27 protein-coding genes are annotated in these 25,474 nt (G+C 74.2%); 23 read left to right on the top strand and 4 right to left on the bottom strand.

The window, feature by feature from the left end:
• Positions 1–14: 14 nt before the first annotated feature.
• The 5 genes from ABRQ22_RS09535 (at position 15) to ABRQ22_RS09515 (ending at position 5,568) form a co-directional block, all read left to right on the top strand.
• Positions 15–1,331, top strand: a complete 1,317-nt coding sequence (locus ABRQ22_RS09535; protein WP_253049254.1) for a UDP-glucose/GDP-mannose dehydrogenase family protein — start codon at positions 15–17, stop codon at positions 1,329–1,331.
• Between the two features lie 65 nt (positions 1,332–1,396).
• The gene (locus tag ABRQ22_RS09530) at positions 1,397–1,876 is read left to right on the top strand and encodes a CAP domain-containing protein (RefSeq protein ID WP_253049256.1); all 480 of its coding nucleotides are present in this window, start codon (positions 1,397–1,399) and stop codon (positions 1,874–1,876) included.
• A gap of 130 nt (positions 1,877–2,006) precedes the next feature.
• A complete protein-coding gene (locus tag ABRQ22_RS09525) occupies positions 2,007–3,101 on the top strand; it encodes an ABC transporter permease (RefSeq protein ID WP_253050680.1) in 1,095 nt (364 codons plus the stop codon).
• A complete protein-coding gene (locus tag ABRQ22_RS09520; RefSeq protein WP_353709348.1) occupies positions 3,098–4,909 on the top strand; it encodes an ATP-binding cassette domain-containing protein in 1,812 nt (603 codons plus the stop codon). The genes ABRQ22_RS09525 and ABRQ22_RS09520 overlap by 4 nt, the downstream gene beginning before the upstream one ends.
• Complete coding sequence (locus ABRQ22_RS09515; RefSeq protein ID WP_353709347.1) at positions 4,906–5,568, top strand: TetR family transcriptional regulator; 663 nt, start codon at positions 4,906–4,908, stop codon at positions 5,566–5,568. The genes ABRQ22_RS09520 and ABRQ22_RS09515 overlap by 4 nt, the downstream gene beginning before the upstream one ends.
• A gap of 93 nt (positions 5,569–5,661) precedes the next feature.
• Here the strand turns inward: ABRQ22_RS09515 and ABRQ22_RS09510 are convergent, their stop codons facing one another.
• The 3 genes from ABRQ22_RS09510 to ABRQ22_RS09500 are packed head-to-tail and all read right to left on the bottom strand — an operon-like array spanning position 5,662 to position 7,587.
• On the bottom strand, positions 5,662–6,750 hold the full coding sequence (locus tag ABRQ22_RS09510) for a hypothetical protein (RefSeq protein ID WP_353709346.1): 1,089 nt from the start codon (positions 6,748–6,750) through the stop codon (positions 5,662–5,664).
• Positions 6,747–7,151 carry a hypothetical protein gene (locus tag ABRQ22_RS09505; protein WP_353709345.1) on the bottom strand — a complete coding sequence of 135 codons (405 nt, stop codon included), beginning with the start codon at positions 7,149–7,151 and terminating at the stop codon, positions 6,747–6,749. The genes ABRQ22_RS09510 and ABRQ22_RS09505 overlap by 4 nt, the downstream gene beginning before the upstream one ends.
• Complete coding sequence (locus ABRQ22_RS09500; RefSeq protein ID WP_253049267.1) at positions 7,144–7,587, bottom strand: hypothetical protein; 444 nt, start codon at positions 7,585–7,587, stop codon at positions 7,144–7,146. Before ABRQ22_RS09500 ends, ABRQ22_RS09505 begins: the two co-directional genes overlap by 8 nt.
• A 245-nt stretch (positions 7,588–7,832) precedes the next feature.
• On the opposite strand from ABRQ22_RS09500, the gene ABRQ22_RS09495 reads away from it, so the two are divergent.
• The 9 genes from ABRQ22_RS09495 to ABRQ22_RS09455 all read left to right on the top strand — a co-directional run bounded on the left by ABRQ22_RS09495 (position 7,833) and on the right by ABRQ22_RS09455 (position 16,086).
• Positions 7,833–8,012: a hypothetical protein gene (locus ABRQ22_RS09495; RefSeq protein ID WP_141388065.1), complete on the top strand. Its 180-nt coding sequence runs from the start codon at positions 7,833–7,835 to the stop codon at positions 8,010–8,012.
• Between the two features lie 162 nt (positions 8,013–8,174).
• Complete coding sequence (gene thrS, locus ABRQ22_RS09490; protein WP_353709534.1) at positions 8,175–10,175, top strand: threonine--tRNA ligase; 2,001 nt, start codon at positions 8,175–8,177, stop codon at positions 10,173–10,175.
• A gap of 129 nt (positions 10,176–10,304) precedes the next feature.
• Positions 10,305–10,847 (top strand): HIT domain-containing protein, encoded by a 543-nt coding sequence (locus ABRQ22_RS09485; protein WP_353709533.1) that lies wholly within the window; start codon positions 10,305–10,307, stop codon positions 10,845–10,847.
• Complete coding sequence (gene pgsA, locus ABRQ22_RS09480; RefSeq protein WP_253049269.1) at positions 10,847–11,509, top strand: phosphatidylinositol phosphate synthase; 663 nt, start codon at positions 10,847–10,849, stop codon at positions 11,507–11,509. Before ABRQ22_RS09485 ends, pgsA begins: the two co-directional genes overlap by 1 nt.
• On the top strand, positions 11,509–12,483 hold the full coding sequence (locus ABRQ22_RS09475) for a phosphatidylinositol mannoside acyltransferase (protein WP_253049271.1): 975 nt from the start codon (positions 11,509–11,511) through the stop codon (positions 12,481–12,483). The genes pgsA and ABRQ22_RS09475 overlap by 1 nt, the downstream gene beginning before the upstream one ends.
• 2 nt (positions 12,484–12,485) lie before the next feature.
• On the top strand, positions 12,486–13,691 hold the full coding sequence (locus tag ABRQ22_RS09470) for a glycosyltransferase family 4 protein (protein WP_353709532.1): 1,206 nt from the start codon (positions 12,486–12,488) through the stop codon (positions 13,689–13,691).
• Positions 13,688–14,338, top strand: coding sequence for a hypothetical protein (locus ABRQ22_RS09465; protein ID WP_253049272.1), 651 nt, complete (start codon positions 13,688–13,690; stop codon positions 14,336–14,338). The genes ABRQ22_RS09470 and ABRQ22_RS09465 overlap by 4 nt, the downstream gene beginning before the upstream one ends.
• Before the next feature lie 180 nt (positions 14,339–14,518).
• Positions 14,519–15,460 carry a pyridoxal 5'-phosphate synthase lyase subunit PdxS gene (gene pdxS / locus ABRQ22_RS09460; RefSeq protein WP_308202263.1) on the top strand — a complete coding sequence of 314 codons (942 nt, stop codon included), beginning with the start codon at positions 14,519–14,521 and terminating at the stop codon, positions 15,458–15,460.
• A 62-nt stretch (positions 15,461–15,522) separates the two neighbouring features.
• Entirely contained in the window at positions 15,523–16,086 is a 564-nt protein-coding gene (locus tag ABRQ22_RS09455; RefSeq protein ID WP_253049274.1) for an NUDIX domain-containing protein, read from the top strand.
• A 52-nt stretch (positions 16,087–16,138) separates the two neighbouring features.
• Here ABRQ22_RS09455 and ABRQ22_RS09450 read toward each other — a convergent pair whose 3' ends face one another.
• Positions 16,139–16,690, bottom strand: a complete 552-nt coding sequence (locus ABRQ22_RS09450) for a hypothetical protein (RefSeq protein ID WP_353709344.1) — start codon at positions 16,688–16,690, stop codon at positions 16,139–16,141.
• A gap of 201 nt (positions 16,691–16,891) precedes the next feature.
• Between ABRQ22_RS09450 and pdxT the strand changes: the two genes are divergently transcribed.
• The 9 genes from pdxT to ABRQ22_RS09405 all read left to right on the top strand — a co-directional run bounded on the left by pdxT (position 16,892) and on the right by ABRQ22_RS09405 (position 25,442).
• The gene (gene pdxT, locus ABRQ22_RS09445) at positions 16,892–17,542 is read left to right on the top strand and encodes a pyridoxal 5'-phosphate synthase glutaminase subunit PdxT (protein ID WP_353709343.1); all 651 of its coding nucleotides are present in this window, start codon (positions 16,892–16,894) and stop codon (positions 17,540–17,542) included.
• A 6-nt stretch (positions 17,543–17,548) separates the two neighbouring features.
• The gene (locus tag ABRQ22_RS09440) at positions 17,549–18,310 is read left to right on the top strand and encodes a YebC/PmpR family DNA-binding transcriptional regulator (RefSeq protein WP_141388083.1); all 762 of its coding nucleotides are present in this window, start codon (positions 17,549–17,551) and stop codon (positions 18,308–18,310) included.
• Positions 18,311–18,520: 210 nt separating this feature from the next.
• A complete protein-coding gene (gene ruvC, locus ABRQ22_RS09435; RefSeq protein WP_353709342.1) occupies positions 18,521–19,090 on the top strand; it encodes a crossover junction endodeoxyribonuclease RuvC in 570 nt (189 codons plus the stop codon).
• 155 nt (positions 19,091–19,245) lie between these two features.
• Positions 19,246–19,884, top strand: coding sequence for a Holliday junction branch migration protein RuvA (ruvA, locus tag ABRQ22_RS09430; RefSeq protein ID WP_353709341.1), 639 nt, complete (start codon positions 19,246–19,248; stop codon positions 19,882–19,884).
• A 2-nt stretch (positions 19,885–19,886) separates the two neighbouring features.
• Entirely contained in the window at positions 19,887–20,963 is a 1,077-nt protein-coding gene (gene ruvB, locus ABRQ22_RS09425) for a Holliday junction branch migration DNA helicase RuvB (RefSeq protein ID WP_253049284.1), read from the top strand.
• A 209-nt stretch (positions 20,964–21,172) separates the two neighbouring features.
• Entirely contained in the window at positions 21,173–21,622 is a 450-nt protein-coding gene (gene yajC / locus ABRQ22_RS09420) for a preprotein translocase subunit YajC (protein ID WP_253049286.1), read from the top strand.
• 78 nt (positions 21,623–21,700) lie between these two features.
• Positions 21,701–23,725 carry a protein translocase subunit SecD gene (gene secD / locus ABRQ22_RS09415; RefSeq protein WP_253049288.1) on the top strand — a complete coding sequence of 675 codons (2,025 nt, stop codon included), beginning with the start codon at positions 21,701–21,703 and terminating at the stop codon, positions 23,723–23,725.
• Positions 23,725–24,840: a protein translocase subunit SecF gene (secF, locus tag ABRQ22_RS09410; protein WP_253049290.1), complete on the top strand. Its 1,116-nt coding sequence runs from the start codon at positions 23,725–23,727 to the stop codon at positions 24,838–24,840. Before secD ends, secF begins: the two co-directional genes overlap by 1 nt.
• Complete coding sequence (locus tag ABRQ22_RS09405; RefSeq protein WP_353709340.1) at positions 24,837–25,442, top strand: adenine phosphoribosyltransferase; 606 nt, start codon at positions 24,837–24,839, stop codon at positions 25,440–25,442. The genes secF and ABRQ22_RS09405 overlap by 4 nt, the downstream gene beginning before the upstream one ends.
• Positions 25,443–25,474: the final 32 nt, after the last annotated feature.

Below are 25,474 nucleotides of genomic sequence, written 5' to 3'. Positions count from 1 at the left end.
GCAGGGGGAACGGCATGAGGATCTCGGTGATCGGCTGCGGCTACCTGGGCGCGGTGCACGCGGCGTGCATGGCGACGCTGGGGCACGACGTGGTCGGGGTGGACGTCGACGCCCGGAAGGTGGGGTCGTTGCGCGACGGGCGGGCGCCGTTCTACGAGCCGGGGCTCGACGGGATGCTCGCGGAGGCGCGGGCCTCCGGACGGCTCACCTTCACGACCGACCTCGCCGCGGCGGCCGACGCCGAGGTCCACTTCGTGTGCGTGGGGACGCCCCAGCGCGCCGACTCGTACGCCGCCGACCTGTCGTCCGTCGACGCAGCCTTCCGGTCGCTCGTGCCGCACCTCGACGCGGACGCGGTCGTGGTGGGCAAGTCGACGGTCCCCGTGGGGACGGCCGCGCGGCTCGCGGACGAGCTCGCCGCGGTCCGTCCCACCGCGACGCTCGTCTGGAACCCCGAGTTCCTGCGCGAGGGGTTCGCCGTCCAGGACACGCTGCGACCCGACCGGCTCGTCTACGGCGTCCCGGACGACGCGGCGGGCGCTCGTGCGGTCGAGGCGCTCGACGCGGTCTACGCCGCGGCCCTCGGCGAGGGTACGCCGCGGCTCGTGGTCGACCGGGCGACGGCCGAGCTCGTCAAGGTCGCGGCGAACTCGTTCCTCGCCACGAAGATCTCCTTCATCAACGCGATGGCGGAGCTGTGCGAGGTCGCCGGGGGAGATGTGACGCTCCTCGCCGACGCGATCGGCCTCGACGAGCGGATCGGGCGGCGCTTCCTCAACGCCGGGCTCGGGTTCGGCGGCGGCTGCCTGCCGAAGGACATCCGCGCGTTCATGGCACGGGCCGAGGAGCTGCACGCCGACCCCGCCGTCAGCTTCCTGCGCGAGGTCGACTCGATCAACCTGCGCCGGCGCGAGCGCATGGTCGACCTCACGGTCGGCGTGCTGGACGGGCGTCCGCTGGCCGGCGCGCGCGTCGCCGTCCTCGGTGCGGCGTTCAAGCCGGACAGCGACGACGTCCGCGACTCGCCAGCGCTCGACGTCGCGGAGCGGCTGCACCACCGGAGCGCGCGCGTGGTGGTGACCGACCCGCGCGCGCTGGCCAACGCGCGCGCCAAGGCCCCCTCGCTGGGCTTCGCCGAGACCGTCGAGGAGGCGGTGGACGGTGTGGACGCCGTGCTGGTCCTCACCGAGTGGCAGGAGTACCGGGACCTGGACCCGGGCAAGCTGTACGGCCTCGTGGCGGCCCCCCGCGTGGTCGACGGCCGCAACGCGCTCGACGCGACCGTGTGGCGCGAGGCGGGGTGGACGTACCGCGCGCTCGGCCGGCGGTGAACGGCGGCCCGGCGGCACGCGCCGGTTCCGGGCCCCGTGCCGGAGCGCGTCGGCTCGCGGCGCTGGTGACGACGCTCGCGAGCCTGTCCCTCGGGGCCTGCGCGCCGGGCCACGACGGTGGGCGCGGGGCTCCGAGCGCCGACGACCCCGCGGCGGCCCGGCCCTGGGAGCCGACGGAGTACGCCGCCCGGCTGCTGGCGGAGACGCAGGAGGAACGCGACGAGGCGGGGGTCCCCCGGCTGGAGGAGAGCGGCTGCGCGACCGAGCAGGCGCTGTCCCGTGCCACGGCGCTCGTCGGCGCCCCGCTCGAGCACGCCCCCCTCGACGAGGTCGTGACGGACTGCGCTCCTGCGAGCGGCACCGCGGCGGAGAACCTCAGCCGGGCCAGCGCCGCGCCGGCCGCGGTCGTCGACGCGTGGATGGGGTCCCCCGGGCACCGGGCGAACCTCCTGGACCCGACGCTGACGTCCGTCGGGATCGCGTGCGTCGCGGACGCCACCGAGGGCGCCGGCGGTCTCGTCTGTGCCCAGGTGTTCCTCGGCTGACCGGCGACCCGAGCCAGGTCCGCACGCCCTTGACCCCTCGACCGCCGCGTCCTATCGTCTGTTTTCAACAGGTGATGAATTCGACCGCGTGCCGGGGCGCGGTCAGGGCCGGGGAGGCATCGTGCGCGCGATGGTCGTCAAGGAGTTCCGCGAGCTGCGCCGGGACCGGCGCACGGTCGCGATGCTCGTCGGGATGCCGTTGCTCCTGCTCGTCGTGTTCGGGTTCGCGGCGAACTTCACGGTCGAGACGCTGACCGTCACGGCCGTGGGCCCGGGTGCCGAGCAGGCGGTCGCCGCGATCGAGGCGAACCCGGCCGCCGCCGACGCGCTCGACGTCGTGAGCGTCGACCCCGCGGGGACGGACGCCGACGCCCGCGCGGCGCTGCGCGACGACCGCAGCGACGTCGCGGTCGTCGCGCCCGCACCGGGGGACGACCGCCCGACCGTCTACGTCGACGGGTCCAACCTCTTCGCCGCGCAGTCGGCGAAGGTGCTCGTCGCGTCCCTCGGGGACGCCGTGGACTCGGAGATCCTCTTCAACCCCGACCTCGACACGTCGTGGGTGATGGTGCCCGCGCTGATCGGCCTCATCCTCACGTTCATCGGGACGATCATCACGTCGATCGGGCTCGTCAAGGAGCGCGAGGCGGGGACGTTCGAGCAGCTCGCGGTGATGCCGCTCGGCCCCGCCGCGGTGATCCTCGGCAAGATCACGCCCTACTTCCTGCTCGCCTGCCTCGACATGGTCGCGGTGACGCTGCTCGGGATGTGGATCTTCGACGTGCCGTTCGCCGGACCGGTGGCCCCGTTCGTGGTGGGAGCCGCGCTGTTCCTCTTCGTCGTGCTCGGCATCGGCGCGCTCATCTCCACCGTGTCGCAGACCACCGGGCAGGCGGTGCAGGTCGCGCTCATGACGATGCTCCCGCAGGTGCTGCTCTCGGGCATGATCTTCCCGCTCGACGCGATGGCGGCAGGGGTGCGCTGGATCGGGTACCTCCTGCCCCTCACGTGGTTCACCGAGGTCTCGCAGGGCGTGATGGTCCGCGGGGCGTCGTGGTCCGCGCTGTGGCTGCCGCTCGCCGTGCTCGCGGTGATGGCCGTGGTCGTGTTCGGGATGGCCGTCCTGCGGCTCTCGCGCGAGCTCTCGCCCGCACGGGAGCACCGCCGACGCCGCGCGGACGCGCTCGCGGCCGTCGCACCCACGACGAGCGGGACGGTCCGGTGACCTGGGGCGCACGCGGTCTCGACGTCACCTTCCGCCCCGGGCGCGGGCACGTGGTCCGCGCCCTCGCGGGCGTGGACCTCGACCTCCCGCGCGGACAGGTCACCTCGGTCGTGGGCGGCGACGGCGCCGGCAAGACCACGCTGGTGCGCGCGCTGCTCGGGCAGCTGCCGGTCGCCGGCGGCACCGTGGACGTCCCGGCGCGCGACCGGGTCGGCTACCAGCCGTCGTCCAGCGGCGTGTGGCCCGGGCTGACCGTGGCGGAGAACGTCGAGCTCGTCGGCGACGCGTACCGCATGCCGGCCGCGCGCCGGGACCGGCGCGCGGACGAGCTGCTCGAGCGCGCGGGGCTCGCCGAGGCGCGGAACCGGCTCGGGTCGCAGCTCTCCGGGGGGATGCGGCAGAAGCTCGGCGTGTGTCTCGCGATGCTGCACGAGCCGGAGGTCCTGCTCCTCGACGAGCCGAGCACCGGCGTCGACCCGGTGAGCCGCGTCGAGCTGTGGCGGCTCGTGGCCGAGTCGGCGGCGTCCGGCGCAGCCGTCCTCGTCACGACGACCTACCTCGACGAGGCCGAGCGGGCGGCCGACGTCGTCGTCCTCGACGCCGGTACGGTCCTCGCCGCGGGGACGCCCGACGACGTGCGCGCCGCCGCCCCCGGCCGGATCACCGTCGCGTCCGTCGCGCCCGCGGGCGCGGCCGACCGGTCGTGGCGACGCGGCCGGACCGTCCGCACCTGGTGGCCCGACGGCTCGTCCTCGCCGACCGGGGGTCCCGTGGACCCCGACCTGGAGGATGCCGTCGTGGCCCTCACGCTCGGTCGCGGCGCGCACGGCACGGCCGGCGCGGAAGAGGCGCACGGCACGGACGACGCCGCCCGCGACGCGGTGGGCCCGGCGCCGCACGGCCCGGGCTGGCTCGCCGCCGGGGCGGACGCTCCCCTCGTGCGGGTCGACGGCGCCGAGCGGCGGTTCGGGGACGTCGCGGCCGTCGACGACGTCTCGCTCGTCGTGCGCCCCGGCGAGGTGGTGGGCCTGCTCGGCGCGAACGGCGCGGGCAAGACGACGCTCCTGCGCATGGTCCTCGGCCTCGACCGGCTCGACGGCGGGCGGGTCGAGGTCCTCGGCGCACCGCCGGACCGCGCGGGCCGCCGGGCGGTCGGCTACGTCCCGCAGGGCCTCGGGCTCTCCGGCGAGCTGAGCGTCGAGGAGAACGTCGAGTTCGTGGCGGCGGTGTACGGGGTGCGGGACGTGCCGATGCTGCCGCCGGCGCTCGCGGCCGTCCGCCGTCGGCCCGTGGCGGAGATCGGGCTGGGGCGCCGGCGCCAGCTCGCGTTCCACTGCGCCCTGCTGCACGCGCCACGCCTGCTGGTCCTCGACGAGCCGACGTCCGGCGTCGACCCGCTCGCGCGGGCGCGCGCGTGGGACGCGATCCACGCGCAGGCGGACGCGGGCGTCGGGGTCCTGGTGACGACGCACTACCTCCAGGAGGCCGAGCAGTGCGACCGCCTGCACGTCCTCTCGCGCGGACGCTCCGTGGCGTCGGGGACCGTCGCCGACGTCGTCGGTGGGCGCGAGGCGGTCGTCGTGCGGTCCCGGGAGTGGCCGGCGGCGTTCGCGGCGCTCGACGCCGCGGGCCTGCCCGTCATGCTCGACGGCCGGGCCGCGCGCGTCGCGGGGACGACGCTCGCGACGGTCCGGGACGCGCTCGCTGCGGCGGGCGTGGTCGCGACCTGCGACGTCGTCCCGGCGACGCTCGAGGAGACCATGGTGCTCGTGGACCGCGCGGCCACGACCCGGGCGGGAGCGGCGTGACGGGCCGGCGGGGGCGGCGCCCGGGCGGGTCCGACACGCGGTCCGACGTCCTGTCCGCCGCGCGGGACGCGTTCGCGGAGCACGGCTACGACCGTGCGACCGTCCGCGACATCGCGGCCCGGGCGGGCGTGGACGCCGCCATGGTGCACCACTGGTTCGGGACGAAGGAGAAGCTCTTCCAGGCAGCCGTCGACGTGCCCTTCGACCCGCAGGAGCTCCTGCTCGACGGTGCGCCCGAGGACATGGCGCGACTGGGGGAGCACGTCGTGCGCACGCTGCTGCGCGCCTGGGACTCCCCGCGCGGCCGGGTCGCCCTCGCGCTCCTGCGCTCGGCCACGAGCTCCGAGCGGGCGGCGCGGATGCTGCGCGAGTTCGTGCTGGCCCGGGTCGTGCGGCCGACCGTCGCGCGGAGCGAGGCGGACCCGCACCGGGCCGCGTGGCGCGGCGCGCTCATGGCGAGCCAGCTCGCAGGGCTCGTCGTCGCGCGGTACGTGCTCCGGGTCGAGCCGCTCGCGGGGTCTCCCGCGGAGACCGTGGTGCGGGCGGTCGGGCCCACGATCCAGGGCTACCTCACCGGTCCGCTCCCGGGCGTCGTCGCCGAGACCGCTCGTGGCACCGGGAACGTTGAGATTTCAACTGAGAGGCATGTTGCGCCGTAGGTGGTCTGTCTGTAGGTTGAGGCCCGCCGGCCGAGGCTCGGCGCGGGGCCAAGCGCGCAGGGGGAGCTTGGCGTCGAGCCACGGCGGCCCGTCTCAGACGCCCACGAGGACGCGGGTCGTCCCCTCCCGGTTCGTCCGGTCGCGCAGCGCACGACCCAGCCGGCGGAGCGCGTCGTCGTCGGCGAGGAGCCCGGACCAGTCGTCCGGGTCGTCGCTCGGGGCGTCACCCCGGGTCTTGCGGATCGCGGCGACCTGGAGCTGGTAGGCGAGGATCACCTCGCGCGGGCTCCCGGGCACGGCGATCCGTACGTGGTCCACGTCGTCGCGGCGCGAGTGGAGCGCGAGCGTGGTGAGCCCGTCGAAGATCTCGATGGTCCGGTGGTACTCGTCCACCGCGGCGCTCGAGCCGCGCAGGCCGCCGTCGCCCACGACGGCGCGGAGGAACGTGTGGAGGTAGCCGAGGTCGCGTCGGCGCTCGCGCGCGAACGCGGCGGACGACGCGAGCTGGCCCACGATGCCGGCGGTGAGCAGGATCGTGGCGGCGAGCACGAGGTACCGCGTCCGCAGGCCGAGGACCAGGTACGGCTCGGTGCTGCCCGGCTCGTGCTGCACCATCGCCACGAAGCTGACGACGGCCCACACGACGGCGACGACCGCGCCCGCCCCCGCCACGTCCATGCCCCAGCGCAGCCGCAGCGGCCGGTCCGAGCGCGTGCGCAGGCAGGAGACGGCGAAGGTCGCGGTCGCCGTCAGGAACGTCCCGTAGTAGAGCGCCCAGTAGCCCCACATGAGGGGGCGGTCGTGGACCTGCGCGTCGAGGTCGTGGGTGGCCCACGGTCCGCTCGCCGCCGCGAGGGCGACCAGGGCGGTCCCCACGGCGACGGCCGCGAGCGCCACGTGCCGGGTGCGCGGAGCCCGGCCGGTGGTCGCGCTGTAGGCCCACACGCCGACGAAGAGACAGCCGATGACGAGCGCGACGTGCTTGGCGACCTCGTGCGTCCCTCCGGGGGCGTGCTCCTTGAGGAGGTCGGCCACGACCGGCGCCCGCAGCGCGTTCGCGACCGCGACGAAGCCCAGGCCGAGGGGGAGGGCCGCGTCGGCGCGCGTGCGCGCGCGCAGGCCGGTCCACACGGCCGCGGTGGCGAAGAGCGCGACGACGAGGACGTCGAGGGCGTGGTTCACCGGTACAGCTCCAGGGACGTGAGCCGGGTCCCCGAGCTGCCGTGGGACGCGATCGAGATCATGAGCTCGCTCGCGAGGCGCTCGACGCGCAGCTCGTCGGGGTCCTCGTACCCGTCGCGGCACGCGCCGACGCGGGGGGCGCCCGCCGTGGCGGCCGCGTCGAGGACGTGCACGAGCTCGTGCGCGACGACGTGGTCGCGGTGCGGGCCGGGCAGGGTCTGGCGCGCGTCGACGAGCACGAGGTCGCGCTCGGGGAAGGCGAGCCAGAGCCCGCTCACGCCGGGGCCGAGGTCGCCCTCGACGACCTCGAGGGGCCGGCCGCGTACCGCCGCGACCAGACGGCAGGCCTCCTCGAGGCTGCGTGCGCGGTCGAGTCCCGCGGCGCGCAGGAGGTCATCCACGGCCGTCGTCCGACGCGGGCGGTGTCACGGGAGGCAGCTGCTCCAGGCGTCGCACGCGGTCGACGATCTCGATGATCGCCCGGACGTTCTCGGGCGACAGGCCCTGGGCGCGCAGCGCGAACTGCTCGACGCCCTCGTCGGCGAGCGCGGCCCGGAGGCGGTCGTCGGGGTTCTCCTCGGGGTCGACGAGGCTGCCCGTGCTCACGTGGAAGAACGCGGCGATGCCCTCGACGACGCGCAGGCTGGGCGAGGTGCGGTGCCCGCCGCGCAGCGCGCTGAGGTACGCCTCGTTGATCGAGTACCCGCGCTCCGTCATCCACTGAGCGGCCTCGCGGTTGGTCACGGGCCGTCCGCCGCGCCCGCGGGCGAAGAGCTCGTTGAGCCGCCGGCGGAAGACCCGCGCCGTCCGCTCGCCGGGTGCCACGTCGTCGTCCATGGCGACGATTGTGACAGGCTGCGGCACGTGGCGGCACGTGGCGGCACGTGGCGGCACGTGGCGGCACGTGGCGGCACGTGGCGGCACGTGGCGGCACGGGCGCGGTGCGGGTGCACGGTGCGGGCGGCCGACGTCGCGGCTCCCGTCGCGGGGCGCCGCGGGCGCGGGTAGCGTTCCGGACGGGCGCGGGACGGTCCGACGCCCGGGCGCGGGACGCGCGCACCACCACCCTCGAGGGAGCCGACATGAGCGAGCAGACACCGAAGGACGAGGGGGGCCTCGGCGACCTTCTCGGCAAGGCGAAGGAGTTCCTCACCGACGACCGGATCGACGACGTGGCGGAGAAGATCAAGTCCGTCGCCCCGGACTCGGTCGACCAGCACGTCGACACCCTGGCCGAGAAGGCCAAGGAGGCGAACGACTGACCTGCAGGTCGGTACGATCGAGGGGCGCCGTCCACGACGGCGCCCTTCGTGCTGTCGGGCAGGGCCCGCCGGCCGCAGGACCTCGACCGGGCGCGCGCCGCGCGCCTCCCGCCAGCAGATCGGAGCACGGACGTGTCTGACGTCGTCTCGTCACCCCTCACCATCACCCTCGACGCCGAGGAGACCACGGTGACGACGGGCACGACGGGGACGGACCTGTTCGCCGCTCGTCGCGACGTCGTCGTGATCCGCGTCAACGGCGTCCTCAAGGACCTCGACACGCCGGTCGCCGACGGCGACGTGGTCGAGGGCGTGACCGTCGACTCGCCGGACGGGCTCGCGGTGCTGCGCCACTCGGCGGCGCACGTGCTCGCCCAGGCGGTCCAGCAGGTCAACCCGGACGCGAAGCTGGGCATCGGCCCGCCGATCACGGACGGCTTCTACTACGACTTCGACGTCGAGACGCCGTTCACGCCGGAGGACCTCAAGGCCCTCGACAAGGCGATGTCGCGGATCGTCAAGGAGGGCCAGACCTTCCGCCGCCGGGTCGTGACCGAGGACGAGGCGCGGGCAGAGCTCGCGCACGAGCCGTACAAGCTGGAGCTCATCGGGCTCAAGGGCTCCGGCACCGCGGACGACACCGAGGGCGCGAGCGTCGAGGTCGGTGGCGGCGAGCTGACGATCTACGACAACGTGCGCGGCGCCGGGCGCGAGAGCGAGACGGTGGTCTGGAAGGACCTGTGCCGCGGCCCGCACCTGCCGAGCACGCGCCTGATCGGCAACGGCTACCAGCTCATGCGCTCGGCCGCGGCCTACTGGCGCGGCAGCGAGAAGAACCCGCAGCTCCAGCGCATCTACGGCACGGCGTGGCCGACGAAGGACGAGCTCAAGGCGTACCTCGAGCGACTCGCGGAGGCGGAGCGGCGCGACCACCGCCGGCTCGGCAACGAGCTCGACCTGTTCTCCTTCCCGGAGGAGATCGGCTCGGGCCTGCCGGTGTTCCACCCCAACGGCGCGACGATCCGCATGGAGATGGAGGAGTACTCGCGCAAGCGGCACGTCGAGGCCGGCTACTCGTTCGTCAGCACGCCGCACATCACCAAGGCGAACCTGTTCCAGACGTCGCGCCACCTCGACTGGTACGCGGACGGGATGTACCCGCCGATGCACCTCGACGAGGAGCTGGACGACGAGGGCAACGTCAAGCGCGCCGGCCAGGACTACTACCTCAAGCCCATGAACTGCCCGATGCACAACCTCGTGTACCGCTCGCGCGGGCGGTCGTACCGCGAGCTGCCGCTGCGCCTGTTCGAGTTCGGCACGGTGTACCGCTACGAGAAGTCGGGCGTCGTGCACGGCCTCACGCGGGCCCGCGGCTTCACGCAGGACGACGCGCACATCTACACGACGCGCGAGCAGATGCGCGACGAGCTGAGCTCGCTCCTGTCGTTCGTGCTCGACCTGCTGCGCGACTACGGGCTCGACGACTTCTACCTGGAGCTGTCGACGCGCGACCCGGAGAAGTCGGTGGGCGACGACGCGACGTGGGAGGAGGCGACCGAGGTCCTACGCCAGGTCGCCACGGAGTCAGGCCTCGAGCTCGTCGCGGACCCGGGCGGTGCGGCGTTCTACGGCCCGAAGATCTCGGTCCAGGCGAAGGACGCGATCGGCCGCACGTGGCAGCTCTCGACGATCCAGCTCGACTTCTTCGAGCCGGAGCTGTTCGAGCTCGAGTACACGGCGTCCGACGGCACGCGCCAGCGCCCGGTCATGATCCACCGCGCGCTGTTCGGCTCGATCGAGCGGTTCTTCGGCATCCTCGTCGAGCACTACGCGGGCGCGTTCCCGGCGTGGCTCGCGCCCGTCCAGGTCGTCGCCGTCCCGGTCGCGGAGCCGTTCAACGACTACGTGGCCGACGTCGTCGCGCAGCTCCGGGCCCAGGGCATCCGCGCGGAGGTCGACTACTCCGACGACCGCTTCGGCAAGAAGATCCGTAACGCGAGCACGCGCAAGGTGCCGTTCGTCCTCATCGCGGGCGGCGAGGACGCCGAGGCGGGCGCCGTGTCGTTCCGCTACCGCGACGGCCGGCAGGACAACGGCGTGCCCGTCGCCGAGGCGGTCGAGCGCATCGTCGCCGCCGTCCGCGACCGCGTCCAGGTCTGACGGCGCGTGAGCGACGAGCGCACGGGGGCGCCCGGCGCGGCCGAGGAGGCCGCGCCGGGCGCCGTCCCCGACCCCGGCACAGGCGCGACGGTCGAGACGCCGGACGCCCACCCGCGGTTCGACGACGGCCTGGACCGGCTCTGGACGCCGCACCGCATGGTGTACATCGGCGGGCAGGACAAGCCGGCGGACGACTCTCGCGGGCAGTGCCCGTTCTGCCGCATCCCGGACCGCTCCGACGAGGACGGGCTGATCGTCGCGCGCGGCGAGACCGCGTACGTCGTGCTCAACCTCTACCCGTACAACCCCGGCCACCTCATGGTCGTGCCCTACCGCCACGTGTCGGACTACACGGACCTCACCGAGGCGGAGACGGTCGAGGTCGCGCACCTCACGCAGACCGCGATGCGCGTCGTGCGCGAGGTGTCGGGACCGGACGGGTTCAACCTGGGCATGAACCAGGGCGCCGTCGCCGGGGCCGGCATCGCCGCGCACCTGCACCAGCACGTGGTGCCGCGCTGGGCGGGCGACGCCAACTTCCTGCCGATCGTCGCGCAGACCAAGGCCGTGCCCGAGCTCCTCGGCGACACCCGGGCGCGTCTCGCCGCCGCCTGGCCGGACCTCGCGGGGCCGGGCGGAGCGGGTGGCCCCGCGGACGGGGAGGGTGCCTGATGTTCGGACGCCTGCGCGCGCTCACGACCCGTCTGTTCACGCCGCTCGCCGCGCTCCTGCTCCGCCTGGGCGTGAGCCCGGACGCGGTGACGGTCGCCGGGACCCTCGGCGTCGTCGTCGGCGCCCTCTGGCTCTTCCCGACCGGACACCTCTTCGCCGGGGTGATGGTCGTCATGGTCTGCGCCTTCGCCGACGTGCTCGACGGCGTCATGGCGCGCCGCGCGGGCCGGTCCGGCCCGTGGGGCGCGTTCCTCGACTCGACGCTCGACCGGCTCGCGGACGCGGCCGTGTTCGTCGGCCTCACCCTGTGGTTCGTCCGGGCGGACGACCCGCGCCTGACCCCCGACCTCGCTGCCTGGGGGACCGGCGTCGCGCTCGCGTGCCTCGCGCTCGGCGCGGTCGTGCCCTACGCCCGTGCCCGGGCCGAGAGCGTCGGCATGACGGCACAGGTCGGGATCGCGGAGCGTGCCGACCGGCTCGTCGCCGCGCTCGTCGCCGCCGGCATCGTGGGCCTGGGCGTCCCGCCCGTCGTGCTCGTCGTCGTCCTCGGGCTGCTCGCGCTCGCGAGCGCGGTCACCGTCGTGCAGCGGGTCGCCACCGTGCGCCGCCAGGCCCTCGCGCTGGTGGCCGCACGCCCCGAGGAGAAGGAGGACGGTCGCTGATGGCCCTCGACGCCGGCAAGGCGTTCACGTTCGCCTGGCGCAACGCGCGCAAGGTCCCCGAACCGGTCCTGCGCGGGCTGTTCACCGCGATCGCCGACGTGACGTGGCTCCTGCGCGGCGGGGGAGTGCGCCAGCTCGAGCGCAACCTCGCGCGCGTGCGCCCCGAGCTCGCGCCGCGGGCCCTGCGCCGGCTCTCGCGCGCCGGGATGCGCTCGTACATGCGCTACTACCGCGAGGCGTTCACGCTGCCCGCCTGGGGCCCCGAGCTCGTCCGGGCCCGGGTGCGGGTGGTCGGGCTCGACAACCTCGCGCCGCACCTCGACGGCGACCGGAGCCCGGTGCTCGCGCTGTCCCACCAGGGCAACTGGGACCTGGCGGGTGCGTACGCGACGCCGAACATCGCGCCCGTGCTCACGGTCGCGGAGCGGCTCGAGCCGGAGGAGCTGTTCGAGGAGTTCCTCGCGTTCCGGAACTCGATCGGCCTCGAGATCCTCGCCCTCGGCGACGGCGACGTCTTCCGCGACCTCGTCCGCGGGGCGAGCAGGCCGGGACGGATCATCCCGCTGCTCGCGGACCGCGACCTCACCCACCGTGGCGTCGAGGTCGACCTGTTCGGCCACCGCGCGCGCGTCGCCGCCGGCCCCGCGGCGCTCGCCGTGACGACCGGCACGCCGCTCGTCCCCGCGGGCATCTACTACGAGCGCCTCCACGGTGCGCGCCGACGCGCCGCGCGGTCGCCCTGGGGCCTCGTCATCCGCTTCTTCCCGAGGGTCGAGGTCGCGCAGGACGTCCCCCGCGCCGAGCGGGTGGCCGCCGCGACCCAGGGCTGGGTCGACGCGCTGAGCGTCGCGATCCGCGAGCACCCCGAGGACTGGCACATGCTCCAGAAGGTGTTCGTCGACGACCTCGACCCCGAGCGGTACGCCCGGACCCGGGTCGCGGCGGGCGAGCAGGACGCGGAGCGCGCCGCATGAGCCTGCGCGTGGGGATCGTGTGCCCCTACTCCTTCGACGCGCCCGGCGGGGTCCAGTTCCACGTCCGCGACCTCGCCGAGGCGCTCATGGCCCAGGGTCACGAGGTCTCCGTCCTCGCTCCCGCGGACGACGACACCCCGGTCCCCGAGTACGTGACGCCCGCAGGAGGCGCGGTCCCGGTCCGGTACAACGGCTCGGTCGCGCGCGTGACGTTCGGGCCGCGCACCGCCGGCCGGGTCCGCCGCTGGCTCGAGGCGGGCCGCTTCGACGTGCTCCACATCCACGAGCCGGTGAACCCGTCGCTGAGCATGGTCGCGCTGTGGATCGCGCAGGGCCCGATCGTCGGGACGTTCCACACCTCCATCGTGCGTTCGCGCGCCCTCCAGGTCGCCTACCCGCTCGTCCGGCAGAGCCTGGAGAAGATCGACGCCCGCATCGCGGTCTCGGAGGACGCGCGCCGTACGCTCGTCGACCACCTCGGCGGGGACGCCGTCGTCATCCCCAACGGGGTGTACGTCGACACGTTCGCGTCCGCGACCGCGAACCCCGCGTGGCAGGGGACGCCCGACGCGCCCACCATCGGGTTCCTCGGACGCCTCGACGAGCCGCGCAAGGGCCTGCCCGTGCTCGCGGCGGCGATCCCGGCGATCCTCGAGAAGGTCCCGGGCGCACGCTTCCTCGTCGCCGGACGCGGCGACGACGGCCGTGAGGCCGCGATCGAGGCGCTGGGGGCGCACGCCGCGTCCGTCGAGTTCCTCGGCGGCGTGAGCGACGAGGACAAGGCGAGCATGCTCGCGTCCGTCGACCTGTACATCGCGCCGCAGACCGGCGGGGAGAGCTTCGGCATCGTGCTCGTCGAGGCGATGAGCGCCGGCGCGTGCGTCGTCGCGAGCGACCTCGGCGCGTTCCGCCGCGTGCTCGACGACGGCGCCGCGGGCGCGCTGTTCGCGGTGGGCGACCCGGACGCGCTCGCCGCCGCGGTGCTCGACGTGCTCGCCGACCCGCCGCGGCGCGACGCCTACCGCGCTCGGGCGAGCGAGTTCGTCCGGCGCTTCGACTGGTCCGCCGTGACCGCGCAGGTGCTCGCCGTCTACGAGACGGTGCTCGCGGCGTCCGAGGCGGTCATCCCGGTCCACGAGGACCCGCGTTCGCGCCGGGGCGGTCGCCTCCTGGGCCGGGCGCGCGACGACGAAGGGGCTCGCCCGTGACCTGGTCCGAGATCACCGTCCTCGTCCTCGTGGTCGCCGCGCTCGTGGCGTGGGTCCTGTGGGTCGCCGCGTCTCGGCTCGACCGGCTCCACCGCAAGGTGATGGCCTCGCGCCTGGCGCTCGACGCGCAGCTCGTGCGGCGTGCCTCGGCCGCCGTCGACCTGGCGGCCTCCGGCGAGCTCGACCCGGCCAGCTCGATGCTCGTCGCCGAGGCCGCGCACGCCGTCCTGGACGACGACGACGACACGCGCCGGCTCGCGGACCAGGTGCCCGGCCTGGCGGGCGGCGAGGGACCCCGGCCCCGACGCCTCCTCGGCGGCATGGCCGAGTCCCGCGCCCTCGCCGAGAGCGACCTCACGGCCACGCTGCGCTCGGCCCTCGAGGACGCCGACGACGTCGCCGAGCTCCGGTCGGGTCCCGTCGGCGACGAGCTCCTCGGCACGCTCTCCGCGGCCTGGTACCGCGCGCAGCTCGCCCGGCGGTTCCACAACGAGGCCGTCGCGCAGGCCGAGCGGGTGCGGCGCAAGTGGTGGGTGCGCCTGTTCCACCTCGCCGGGCACGCCCCGATGCCGGCGACCGTCGAGCTCGACGACGCCGCACCCGACGCCCTCGTGCGCCCGGCCGCGTCCGCCACGACGCCGGACTGACCCCCCGTGCCGGCGGGTGTCAGCGCGCTCCGCGCGAGCCCCGGCGGCCCGGTCGGGTGGACGCCCCGGCGATAGGATGGGAGCGCGTGGGAGCATGTGCCGTCGAGCCTGTTCGACGGCGTCCGCGCGCGTGCGCGCGACGTTCCCCTGACCTGAAGGTGTGAGGTACCGGTGACCAACGTGGCCGACCAGAACGTCCCTGCCGAGAGCGCCCCGGGCGCCGCGACCGCGGAGGGCGCCGGCGCCGTCGGCACCGCCAAGGTCAAGCGCGGGATGGCCGAGATGCTCAAGGGCGGCGTCATCATGGACGTCGTCACGCCCGAGCAGGCGAAGATCGCCGAGGACGCCGGCGCGGTCGCGGTCATGGCCCTCGAGCGCGTCCCCGCGGACATCCGAGCGCAGGGCGGGGTCTCGCGCATGTCCGACCCCGACATGATCGACGGCATCATCGAGGCCGTCTCGATCCCGGTCATGGCGAAGGCCCGCATCGGCCACTTCGTCGAGGCGCAGGTCCTCCAGTCGCTCGGCGTGGACTACGTCGACGAGTCCGAGGTGCTCACGCCCGCCGACTACACCCACCACATCGACAAGTGGCAGTTCACGGTCCCCTTCGTGTGCGGGGCGACGAACCTCGGCGAGGCGCTGCGCCGCATCGCCGAGGGCGCGGCGATGATCCGCTCGAAGGGCGAGGCGGGCACCGGCGACGTCTCCAACGCGACGACGCACATGCGCACCATCCGCGCCGAGATCCGCCGCCTCGCCTCGCTCCCCGAGGACGAGCTGTTCGTCGCGGCGAAGGAGCTCCAGGCGCCGTACGACCTCGTCCAGGAGGTCGCCGCCACGGGCAAGCTGCCCGTCGTCATGTTCACCGCGGGCGGCATCGCGACGCCGGCGGACGCCGCGATGATGATGCAGCTCGGCGCCGAGGGCGTCTTCGTCGGCTCCGGCATCTTCAAGTCCGGCAACCCGGAGCAGCGTGCCGCCGCGATCGTCAAGGCGACGACGTTCTACGACGACCCGGACGTCGTCGCGAAGGTCTCGCGCGGTCTGGGCGAGGCGATGGTCGGCCTCAACGTCGACGAGCCGGCGCGGTCGATCCAGTTCGCCGAGCGCGGCTGGTGACGGAGCGCGCCACGGGCCTGCCGTCCGTCGCAGTGCCGGCGACGGACGGCTGACGCGCGCGCATGGCCGAGGCCGCCGGAGCGCCGTCGTCCCTGGGACCCGACTGGGTTCTCGGGGACGACGGGCTCTACTTCCGTCGGGGCGCCCGCGTCCTGCTCCTCGACGACGCCGACCGGATCCTCCTGGCCCGCGGGCACGACGTGGACCAGCCCGAGCGCTCGTGGTGGTTCACCATCGGCGGGGGCGTCGACCCCGGTGAGAGCGACCGCGACGCGGCGCTGCGCGAGGTCCACGAGGAGACCGGGATCCGGCTCGACCCGGACGCGCTCGTGGGTCCGGTCTACACGCGCAGCGCGATCTTCGACTTCTACCGCCGGCACTGCCGCCAGGACGAGGTGCTCTACCTCGCGCGCACGGACGGCACCACCGCCCGCGGCGAGCTGAGCCGGGACGGGTGGACCGACGTCGAGCACGACGTCGTCGACGAGATGCGCTGGTGGTCGCTCGACGACCTGCGCGGCGTCGAGATCGAGGTGTTCCCCGAGGGCCTGGCCGACCTCGTCGCGCCGCTGCTGCGCGGGTGGGACGGCGTCACGCACCACCTCGGGACAGCTCGCGAGGACTGAGGTCCGGGCCGACGCGGCAGTCCCGCCGCGGCGCGCGAGTGCCTGCCCGGTGCTACGGACGACGGGCGACGACCCGCCACACGATCCCGCCGACGAGGAGCCCCAGACCGAGGACCGCCCCGCCGATCGCGACGAACCACAGCAGGATCGTGCCGCCGACCGTCGCGAAGAACTCGCCGAACCGCCAGCCCTCGGTGACGACGAACGTCGCCCCGGGGGACGCGTCGCCCTGGGCGACGGCCACGGTGCACGTCTGGGCCGACGGCGAGGTCACCTCGGCGACGGTCGTCGCCTCGTGCGAGCCGAAGCCGGAGCTCCCGGAGACGGAGGGGTGCCGCACGTCGAGGTCGCCGTCGGGGCAGGTCACGGTGACGTCGTCGGCGTCGAATCCCTCGGCGCCGATCGGCACGACCGCCCACACGCTGAACGGTCGACCGCCCGAGAGCGCGACGTCCGCCTCGCCCGGGACGTCGCCGGAGGCGAGCGCGGCCGAGCCGGGGGCGCCCGTGCTGTCGACGACGCCCGTCGGCAGCGCCCGCAGGAAGGTCGTGGCGCCCAGGACGCCGGCGACGAGCGCGACCGCCAGCAGGACCGCGCCGACCACGATCAGGACCGTCGCGCCGCGCGTGCTCCGCGGCGGACGGGGCGGGAGACCGGGGTACGGGACCGAAGGACCGGGATACCCGGACGGCGGCTGGGCAGGATACGGCGGTGTCGGTCCGGGGCCGGGCGGAGTGGTCACGACGGCGAGGCTAGCAACCGGTGTGGCGGGGTGCGGGCGGCGACGGACGTATCATTCCCGTTCGTGACGACCACGATCGGAGTCCTGGCGCTGCAGGGCGACGTGCGCGAGCACCGCGCCGCGCTCGAGGCCGCCGGCGCGCGCACGGTCGGCGTGCGGCGCCCCGAGGAGCTCGCCGCGGTCGACGGGCTCGTGCTCCCCGGGGGCGAGTCGACCACCATCGAGAAGCTCCTGCGGATCTTCGAGCTCGACGAGCCGCTGCGCGCACGCATCGCCGAGGGCCTGCCGGTCTACGGCTCGTGCGCCGGCATGATCCTGCTCGCGGACCGCATCCTCGGCGGCACGGCCGACCAGCGGACCATCGGCGGGCTCGACGTGACGGTCCGGCGCAACGCCTTTGGCCGGCAGGTCGACTCGTTCGAGACCGACCTCGCGTTCGCCGGCATCGCCCCCCAGGACGGCGGTCGCGCCGGGGCCGAGGGGGCGGGCACCGTGCACGCGGTGTTCATCCGCGCGCCGTGGGTCGAGGAGGTCGGCCCGGGCGTCGACGTGCTCGCGCGCATCCCCGATCACGAGGCGCCCGGCATCCCCGCGGCCGCCGCCGGTAGGATCGTCGCAGTCCAGCAGGGATCGCTGCTCGCCACCTCGTTCCACCCGGAGATCTCCGGGGACGCGCGCGTGCACGAGCTGTTCGTCAGAATCGCGAAGGGGTAGGAACGCATGTCAGGGCACTCCAAGTGGGCCACGACCAAGCACAAGAAGGCGGCCATCGACGCCAAGCGCGGCAAGCTCTTCGCGAAGCTCATCAAGAACATCGAGGTCGCGGCGCGCACCGGCGGCGGTGACCCCGCGGGCAACCCGACGCTGTTCGACGCCATCCAGAAGGCGAAGAAGTCGTCGGTCCCCAACGACAACATCGACCGCGCCGTCAAGCGCGGGTCCGGCACGGGCGCCGACGCCGTCGACTACCAGACGATCATGTACGAGGGCTACGGCCCCAACGGCATCGCCGTCCTGGTCGAGTGCCTCACCGACAACAAGAACCGGGCGGCCTCCGAGGTCCGCCTCGCGTTCAGCCGCAACGGCGGCAACCTCGCCGACCCGGGCTCCGTGTCCTACCTCTTCTCGCGCAAGGGCCTCGTCGTCGTGCCGAAGGCGGACGGCGTGACCGAGGACGACGTCATGCTCGCCGCGCTCGAGGCGGGCGCCGAGGAGGTCACCGACTCCGGCGAGGTCATCGAGGTCCTGTGCGAGGCGAGCGACCTCGTCGCCGTGCGCACGGCGATCCAGGAGGCGGGGCTCGAGTACGACTCCGCCGACTCGATCTGGCACCCGTCCATGGAGGTCGAGGTCGACGCCGACGGCGCGCGCAAGATCCTGCGCCTCATCGACGCGCTCGAGGACAGCGACGACGTGCAGAACGTCTACGCGAACTTCGACGCGTCGGACGAGGTCATGGCGGAGCTCGAGAACGACGACTGACCGCTGGGTTCGCCCGAGGTGAGGTCTGGTCGCCCTGGGTGCGGGGTGGGTGGGACGCGCGCGGTCTACCATCCGCCGCTCGTCCCTCGCGGCTCCCGCCAGGCCCGCCACGACCGCGCGCGTCCCACCCACCCCGCCGGTGTCGGCTCACCTCGGTGCGTGCCCGCGAGGCGCCGAGGTTCCGTCGTCGGCTCGTGGGAGGCTAGCGGGGTGCGCGTTCTCGGTGTGGATCCTGGGCTGACCCGGTGCGGCGTCGGGGTGGTGGACTCCGCGCGGGGGCGGCGGGCCGAGCTCGTGGCCGTCGGCGTGATCCGGACGGACCCGGACCTCAGCGTGGACCTGCGGCTGCTGCGGATCGCGGAGCGGCTCGACGCGTGGTTCGACGAGCACGTTCCGGACGTCGTCGCGGTCGAGCGCGTGTTCGCCCAGCACAACGTCGGGACCGTGATGGGCACGGCCCAGGCCGCGGGTCTCGCGATGGTCGGCGCGGCAAAGCGGGGCGTCCCCGTCGCGCTGCACACGCCGTCCGAGGTCAAGGCTGCGGTCACGGGGAGCGGGCGCGCGGGCAAGGAGCAGGTCCAGCGCATGGTCGCGAGCATCCTGGGGCTCGCGGAGCCGCCGAGGCCCGCGGACGCCGCCGACGCGCTCGCGCTCGCGATCTGCCACCTGTGGCGACCCTCGGGCGCGCTCCAGGGCGGCGAGCGGCACGAGCTGACGCCGGCGCAGCGTGCCTGGGCCGCGGCCGAGCACGCGGCGAAGGCCCGGCGGGCACCGCGCTGACGGCGCCCGTGTCGGTCGGCCGGGGCGTGGGCGCACCTTGCTAGAGTGACCGCGGTCGTACGGGTGTTCGACACACCTTCTCGGCGCCGTCCGCGGTCGTCGCGCCGGCGGACCATCGGACCAGGTCGGCGGAGCCGACCGGGAGAGGAGCCTGGGTGATCGCGTCGCTGAGCGGAGTCGTGGCGAGCGTCCAGCTCGACCGCGCCGTGCTCGAGGTCGGGGGAGTGGGCTACCTCGTGCACGCCACGCCGGCGACCCTCGCGGGCCTGCGCGTGGGCGAGGACGCTCGGCTCGCGACGAGCCTCGTGGTCCGCGAGGACTCCTTCACCCTCTACGGGTTCGCCGACGACGACGAGCGGACCGTCTTCGAGACCGTCCAGACCGTCAGCGGCGTCGGGCCGCGGCTCGCGCTCGCGATGCTCGCGGTGCACACGCCCGACGCCCTGCGACGCGCCGTGGGAGGTGGCGACATCGCCGCCCTGGTGCGTGTCCCCGGCATCGGCACCAAGGGCGCGCAGCGGATCGCGCTCGAGCTGGGCGACAAGCTCGGGCCGCCCACCGGGGCCGACGCCCCCGGGGCGGGCGCGCCGGCCACCGGGACCGGCCCGCGCCCGGTCGACGACCGTCGGGACCAGGTGGTCGAGGCGCTCGTCGGGCTCGGCTGGAACCTCAAGGCCGCGGACGACGCCGTCTCCACCGTCCTCGCCGAGGCCGGTGTCGACGTCGTCGAGGCGCCCGACGTGGCCGGCGCGCTGCGTGCCGCGCTGCGCGTCCTCGGCGGACCGAGGGGCTGACCGTGGCGAACTTCGACCAGGTGGGCGTGGACGGCTTCGGCGGGGACGGCACGTTCTCGTCCGAGCGGATCGTCGCGGCGGGAGCGGACGACCTCGAGCGCGCCGCCGAGGCGGCGCTGCGCCCCCGCAGGCTCGAGGAGTTCGTCGGGCAGGCCGTCGTGCGCGACCAGCTCTCGCTCGTGCTCCAGGCCGCGCTCGCCCGCGGGAGCTCGCCGGACCACGTGCTGCTGTCCGGGCCACCCGGGCTCGGGAAGACGACGCTCGCCATGATCATCGCGGCGGAGCTCGGGACGTCGCTGCGCGTCACGTCCGGGCCGGCGATCCAGCACGCCGGGGACCTCGCGGCCGTCCTGTCCTCGCTCGAGGAGGGCGAGGTGCTCTTCATCGACGAGATCCACCGCCTCGCGCGGCCCGCGGAGGAGCTCCTCTACATGGCGATGGAGGACTTCCGGGTCGACGTCGTCGTGGGCAAGGGCGCGGGCGCGAGCGCGATCCCGCTCTCGCTGCCGCCCTTCACCGCCGTCGGTGCCACGACGCGCGCGGGCCTGCTGCCGGCGCCGCTGCGCGACCGGTTCGGGTTCACCGGGCACCTCGACTTCTACTCGAGCGAGGAGCTCGAGCGCGTGCTCTCCCGGTCCGCCGGGCTGCTCGGCGTCGTGCTCGACCCGGACGCCGCGCGCGAGATCGCCGGTCGCTCGCGGGGCACGCCCCGCATCGCCAACCGCCTGCTGCGGCGCGTGCGCGACTGGGCGCAGGTCCGCGGCGACGGGAGCATGGACCTCGCGGCCGCGCGCGCAGCGCTCGAGGTCTACGAGGTGGACCCCATCGGCCTGGACCGCCTCGACCGGGCGGTCCTGACGGCCCTGTGCACGCGCTTCAACGGCGGCCCGGTCGGGCTGACGACGCTCGCCGTGACGGTCGGCGAGGAGGCGGAGACGGTCGAGACGGTCGCCGAGCCGTACCTGGTGCGCGAAGGTCTGATCGGACGGACTCCCCGGGGCCGGGTCGCGACGCCCGCCGCCTGGGCGCACCTGGGGCTCACGCCGCCGCGCGAGGGCGGCACCCTGTTCGACGCCTGACGGCGGTCCCGTCGGGAGCCCGGAGGCGAGCCCGTCCGCGCGTCCGGCGCGCGTCCCGTGACGACGGTCACAGGTGCGCCGAACGTGGTCCTAGAATGGGTGGGGCCCGAGCGGGCGGAACTCCCCGGCGGGACGGCTCGTTGGTGAACCGTGCGCGCACGCCTAGACTGCGCGCAGATCCCGCACAGAACAGGACACGAGACTCCGTCATGGATATCAGCTTCATCCTCATCCTCGCCCTCGCGGCGGGCGCGATGTTCCTCATGACCAGCCGCACCCGCAAGCAGCAGCGCGAGGCCCAGAACTTCCGGGCGAACCTCGCCCCCGGGCAGGAGGTGATGACGGGTTCCGGCATGTTCGGCACGATCGTCGACGTCGACGAGGACGCCGACGTCATCACGATCGAGTCGACGCCGGGCAACCAGTCCCGGTGGCTCCGGGCCGCCATCGCGAAGCTCGTCGACCCGCCGGTCGAGCCCGAGGAGGAGGAGTCGGCGTCCGACGAGGCGACCGACGGCGACGCGCTCTACGGCAGCGCGCCGTCCGGGTCCAAGGAGGACGTCGACGACCTCGTCGTCCCCGACGACCTGTCCGGCCTGACCGGCGGGCCCACGGACAAGGACCGTGACCGTCGCGACGAAGGCACCGAGAGCAAGTGACCGTGCGCCGGTCGCCCCGAGCGACCGGCGCCTGACCTGGTCGGCCTCCCGGCCGACCGCACGAGAAGAGACAGACAGTTGGCCAACTCCAGCACGCGCCGTTCCCGGCCCGTCCGGACGATCGTCCTGTTCCTGCTCCTGAGCGTCGTCCTATTCGGCGTGCTCTTCGCAGGGACCAAGACGGACGGCCGCTCGGCGGACAACCCGGGAGGCGCCTCCTTCGCCCCTGCGCTCGCGCTCGACCTCGAGGGCGGGACGCAGATCGTCCTGCAGCCCGTGACGGAGGACGCGTCCGCAGTCACCCCCGAGACGATCAACCAGGCGATCAACGTCATCCGCCAGCGCATCGACGCGCAGGGCGTCTCCGAGACGGAGATCACGAGCCAGGGGCGCGACAAGATCGTCGTCGGCATCCCGGGCCAGCCGTCCCAGGAGACGATCGACCTCGTCAGCGCCTCGGCGCAGATGCGGTTCCGGCCGGTCCTCGCGGTCGGCATGCCGACCGCGACGCCCGCCGAGGACGCGACGGGCGACGAGGCGGCGACGGAGGAGAGCGCGGACCCCGCGACCGAGTCCGCGGACCCCGCGACCGACGAGGCGACGGACCCCGCGGCGGACGAGGCCACGGACCCGGCTGCTGACGAGGCCACCGATCCCGCGGCGGACGAGGCGACGGACGCCCCCGCCGACGACGCGACGACCGGGACCGACACGGAGGCGACCCGCCCGGAGAACCCCAGCGACCTGGCGCAGATCACGCCGGAGCTGCAGGCGGAGTTCGACGCGCTCGACTGCACCCTGCCGGAGAACCAGGTCGGCGGCGACAGCGGCCCGACCGACTCCGCGTTCGTCTCGTGCGCCGACGACGGCTCGGCCAAGTACATCCTCGGCCCAGTCGAGATCGAGGGCACCGACATCTCGAACGCGAACTCCGGCCTGCGCGTCGGGCAGAACGGCGTCGTCACGAACGAGTGGGTCGTCAACCTCGAGTTCGACTCCGAGGGCACCAAGGAGTTCCGCGAGGTCACCACGCGCCTCACGTCGCTGCCGGCCCCGCAGAACCAGTTCGCGATGGTCCTCGACGGGCTCGTCATCTCCGCCCCGGTCTCCCAGGCCGTCATCCCCGACGGCAAGGCGGAGATCTCCGGCAGCTTCACGCGCGACTCGGCCGCGACGCTCGCCAACCAGCTCAACTTCGGCGCCCTCCCGCTGACGTTCGAGGTGCAGAGCCAGGAGCAGATCTCGGCGACGCTCGGCAGCGAGCAGCTCCAGAAGGGCCTCATCGCCGGAGTCATCGGTCTGCTGCTGGTGTTCATCTACTCGCTCTTCCAGTACCGGATGCTCGGGTTCCTCACCATCGCGTCGCTCATCGTGGCGGGCGTGGTCACCTACCTGACCATCGCGCTCATGTCATGGGGGATCGGCTACCGGCTCTCCCTGGCGGGCGTCGCGGGCCTCATCGTCGCGATCGGCTTCACCGCGGACTCGTTCATCGTGTACTTCGAACGTATCCGCGACGAGCTGCGCGACGGGCGCACGCTCCAGCAGGCGGTCTCCAAGGGCTGGGGGCGTGCCCGCCGCACGATCCTCGCCGCGAAGGCCGTCAACCTCATCTCCGCGATCGTGCTCTACTTCCTCGCGGTGGGTGGCGTCCAGGGCTTCGCCGTCACACTCGGTCTCACGACGATCATCGACGTCGCCGTCGTCTTCTGGTTCACGCACCCGGTGATGGAGCTCGTCGCGCGCGTCCCGTTCTTCCGGGACGGGCACAAGTGGTCGGGCCTCTCGCCGGACCGGCTCCAGACCCGCGGACCGCGCTACGTGGGCGCGGGGAAGGTGGTCGGGCCGGGTCAGCCCGCCGACCGTCGCACCCCCACGGCCGCGCAGGAGCCCACCGGTGCGAAGGGCGAGGACGAGCTCGTCCTCGCCGGCTCCGCCCCGCGGACGCCGGCGCGCACCGAGGACGGACGACGACTGACGATCGCCGAGCGGCGCGCGGCCGAGCGTCGCGCGGCCGCCCAGGAACCGGCACCCGGTGGAACGGACGGGCCGGCGGACGCCGCGCCGTCCGCCATCGACGGTGAGAACGAGGAGAACCGCTGATGGCCGCCCGTAGCTTCGCGCAGTGGGGCAACGACCTCTACACGGGGCGCAAGTCCTACCCGATCGTCCAGCAGCGCAAGCGCTGGTTCATCGTCGTGGGCGTCCTCAGCCTGCTGTCCGTCATCGTGATCGCCGTCCAGGGGCTCAACCTGGGTCTCGACTTCCGCGGCGGCTCGGAGTTCACGGTCACGAGCATCACGGACAAGTCACAGGAGCCGGCCGTCGACGCCGTGCACTCGGTCGCGCCCGACGCCGAGCCGCGCGTGTCGAGCGTCGGCGAGAGCGCGCTGCGCGTCCAGACCGCCGAGCTCGCCGACGAGGACCAGGTCAACGCGGTGCGCCAGGCGCTGGCGGACGCCTACGGCGTCGACGTGAACGAGGTCGCGAGCGCGTTCGTCGGCCCGACCTGGGGCGCCGACGTGTCGTCGCGCGCGCTGTGGGGCGTCGTCGTGTTCATCGGTCTGGTCGCGGTCTTCATGGCGATCTACTTCCGCGCCTGGCGCATGTCGCTCGCCGCGATCATCGCGCTGCTCGCCGACCTGCTCATCTCGGCGGGCGTCTACGCCGCGGTGGGGTGGGAGGTCACGCCGTCGACGATCATCGGGTTCCTCACGATCCTGGGCTACTCGCTGTACGACAAGGTCGTGGTCTTCGACAAGGTCCGCGAGAACACGGCGGGCATCCTCGACCAGACCCGCAGCACCTACGCCGAGCGGGCCAACCTCGGTGTGAACCAGACGCTCGTCCGGTCGATCAACACCGGAGTCGTCGCGCTGCTCCCGGTCGCGGGCATCCTCTTCATCGGTGCCTTCGCCCTCGGTGCGGGGACGCTGCGGGACATCTCGCTCTCGCTCTTCGTCGGCATCGCCGTGGGCACCGCGTCGTCGATCTTCCTCGCGACGCCGCTCGAGGTCTGGCTCCGCACGCGGGAGCCGGCGATCGCCGCGCACACGCGCAAGGTCGAGGCGCTGCGCGCCGAGCGGCTCGCGGACGCGGGCGAGGAGTCGGACGACGACGCCGTGCTCGCCGCGGCGGGCGTGGCGGGTCACCGTCAGCTCCAGCCGGGCGAGCACCTGGGCAACAAGGCGCAGCCGCGTCGCCGTCGTCCCCGATGACGGACCTGCACCACACGCCGACCGGCGAGGTGGACGGCCTGCGGGCCGTCGGCCTCGCCGGTCTCGGCGCACAGCGGGCCTCCCGCGTGCTCGAGCTCGTCCGCGCCGTGCCCGACTACCCCGGGCCCGGCATCACGTTCCGCGACATCACCGGGCTCCTCGCCGACGGCGCCGCCTTCGGGCACGTCGTCGAGGCGCTCGGGGACGTGGCCCGCGCGGCGGGCGGCATCGACCTCGTCGCGGGCATGGAGGCGCGGGGCTTCCTGATCGGAGCCCCGCTCGCGACGCACCTGGGCGTCGGCTTCGTGCCGCTGCGCAAGGCCGGCAAGCTGCCGCCGCCGACGGACGCCGTGACCTACGACCTCGAGTACGGCACCGCGACGATCGAGCTCCGGTCGGGAACACTGCCGCCCGGTGCGCGTGTTCTGGTGGTGGACGACGTGCTCGCGACCGGGGGCACGGCGGCCGCAGGCGCCGAGCTCGTCGAGCGCGGGGGAGGCGTCGTCGTCGGCCTCGCGTTCCTCCTGGAGCTCGAGGGACTGGGTGGTCGGGAGCGGCTCGCGGGCCGCGACGTGGCCACGCTGGTCCACGTCGAGTCGTAGGATTGCCACTCCGGTCGTCTCGGCTGGTCGCC

Origin of the sequence: Cellulosimicrobium sp. ES-005 (assembly GCF_040448685.1) — a bacterium.
Taxonomy (GTDB): Bacteria; Actinomycetota; Actinomycetes; order Actinomycetales; family Cellulomonadaceae; genus Cellulosimicrobium; species Cellulosimicrobium cellulans_G.
The sequence above is the reverse complement of the archived record's forward strand: the minus strand, read 5'-3'. Positions and strand labels throughout refer to the sequence as shown.

Bases quoted from the DNA above. Each gene is read 5' to 3' on its own strand.
- ABRQ22_RS09535 (WP_253049254.1), top strand. From the start codon at position 15: ATGAGGATCTCGGTGATCGGCTGCGGCTACCTGGGCGCGGTGCACGCG.
- ABRQ22_RS09525 (WP_253050680.1), top strand. From the start codon at position 2,007: ATGGTCGTCAAGGAGTTCCGCGAGCTGCGCCGGGACCGGCGCACGGTC.
- ABRQ22_RS09500 (WP_253049267.1), bottom strand. From the start codon at position 7,587: ATGGACGACGACGTGGCACCCGGCGAGCGGACGGCGCGGGTCTTCCGC.
- ABRQ22_RS09495 (WP_141388065.1), top strand. From the start codon at position 7,833: ATGAGCGAGCAGACACCGAAGGACGAGGGGGGCCTCGGCGACCTTCTC.
- pgsA (WP_253049269.1), top strand. From the start codon at position 10,847: ATGTTCGGACGCCTGCGCGCGCTCACGACCCGTCTGTTCACGCCGCTC.
- ABRQ22_RS09475 (WP_253049271.1), top strand. From the start codon at position 11,509: ATGGCCCTCGACGCCGGCAAGGCGTTCACGTTCGCCTGGCGCAACGCG.
- ABRQ22_RS09455 (WP_253049274.1), top strand. From the start codon at position 15,523: ATGGCCGAGGCCGCCGGAGCGCCGTCGTCCCTGGGACCCGACTGGGTT.
- ABRQ22_RS09440 (WP_141388083.1), top strand. From the start codon at position 17,549: ATGTCAGGGCACTCCAAGTGGGCCACGACCAAGCACAAGAAGGCGGCC.
- yajC (WP_253049286.1), top strand. From the start codon at position 21,173: ATGGATATCAGCTTCATCCTCATCCTCGCCCTCGCGGCGGGCGCGATG.
- secF (WP_253049290.1), top strand. From the start codon at position 23,725: ATGGCCGCCCGTAGCTTCGCGCAGTGGGGCAACGACCTCTACACGGGG.
- ABRQ22_RS09405 (WP_353709340.1), top strand. From the start codon at position 24,837: ATGACGGACCTGCACCACACGCCGACCGGCGAGGTGGACGGCCTGCGG.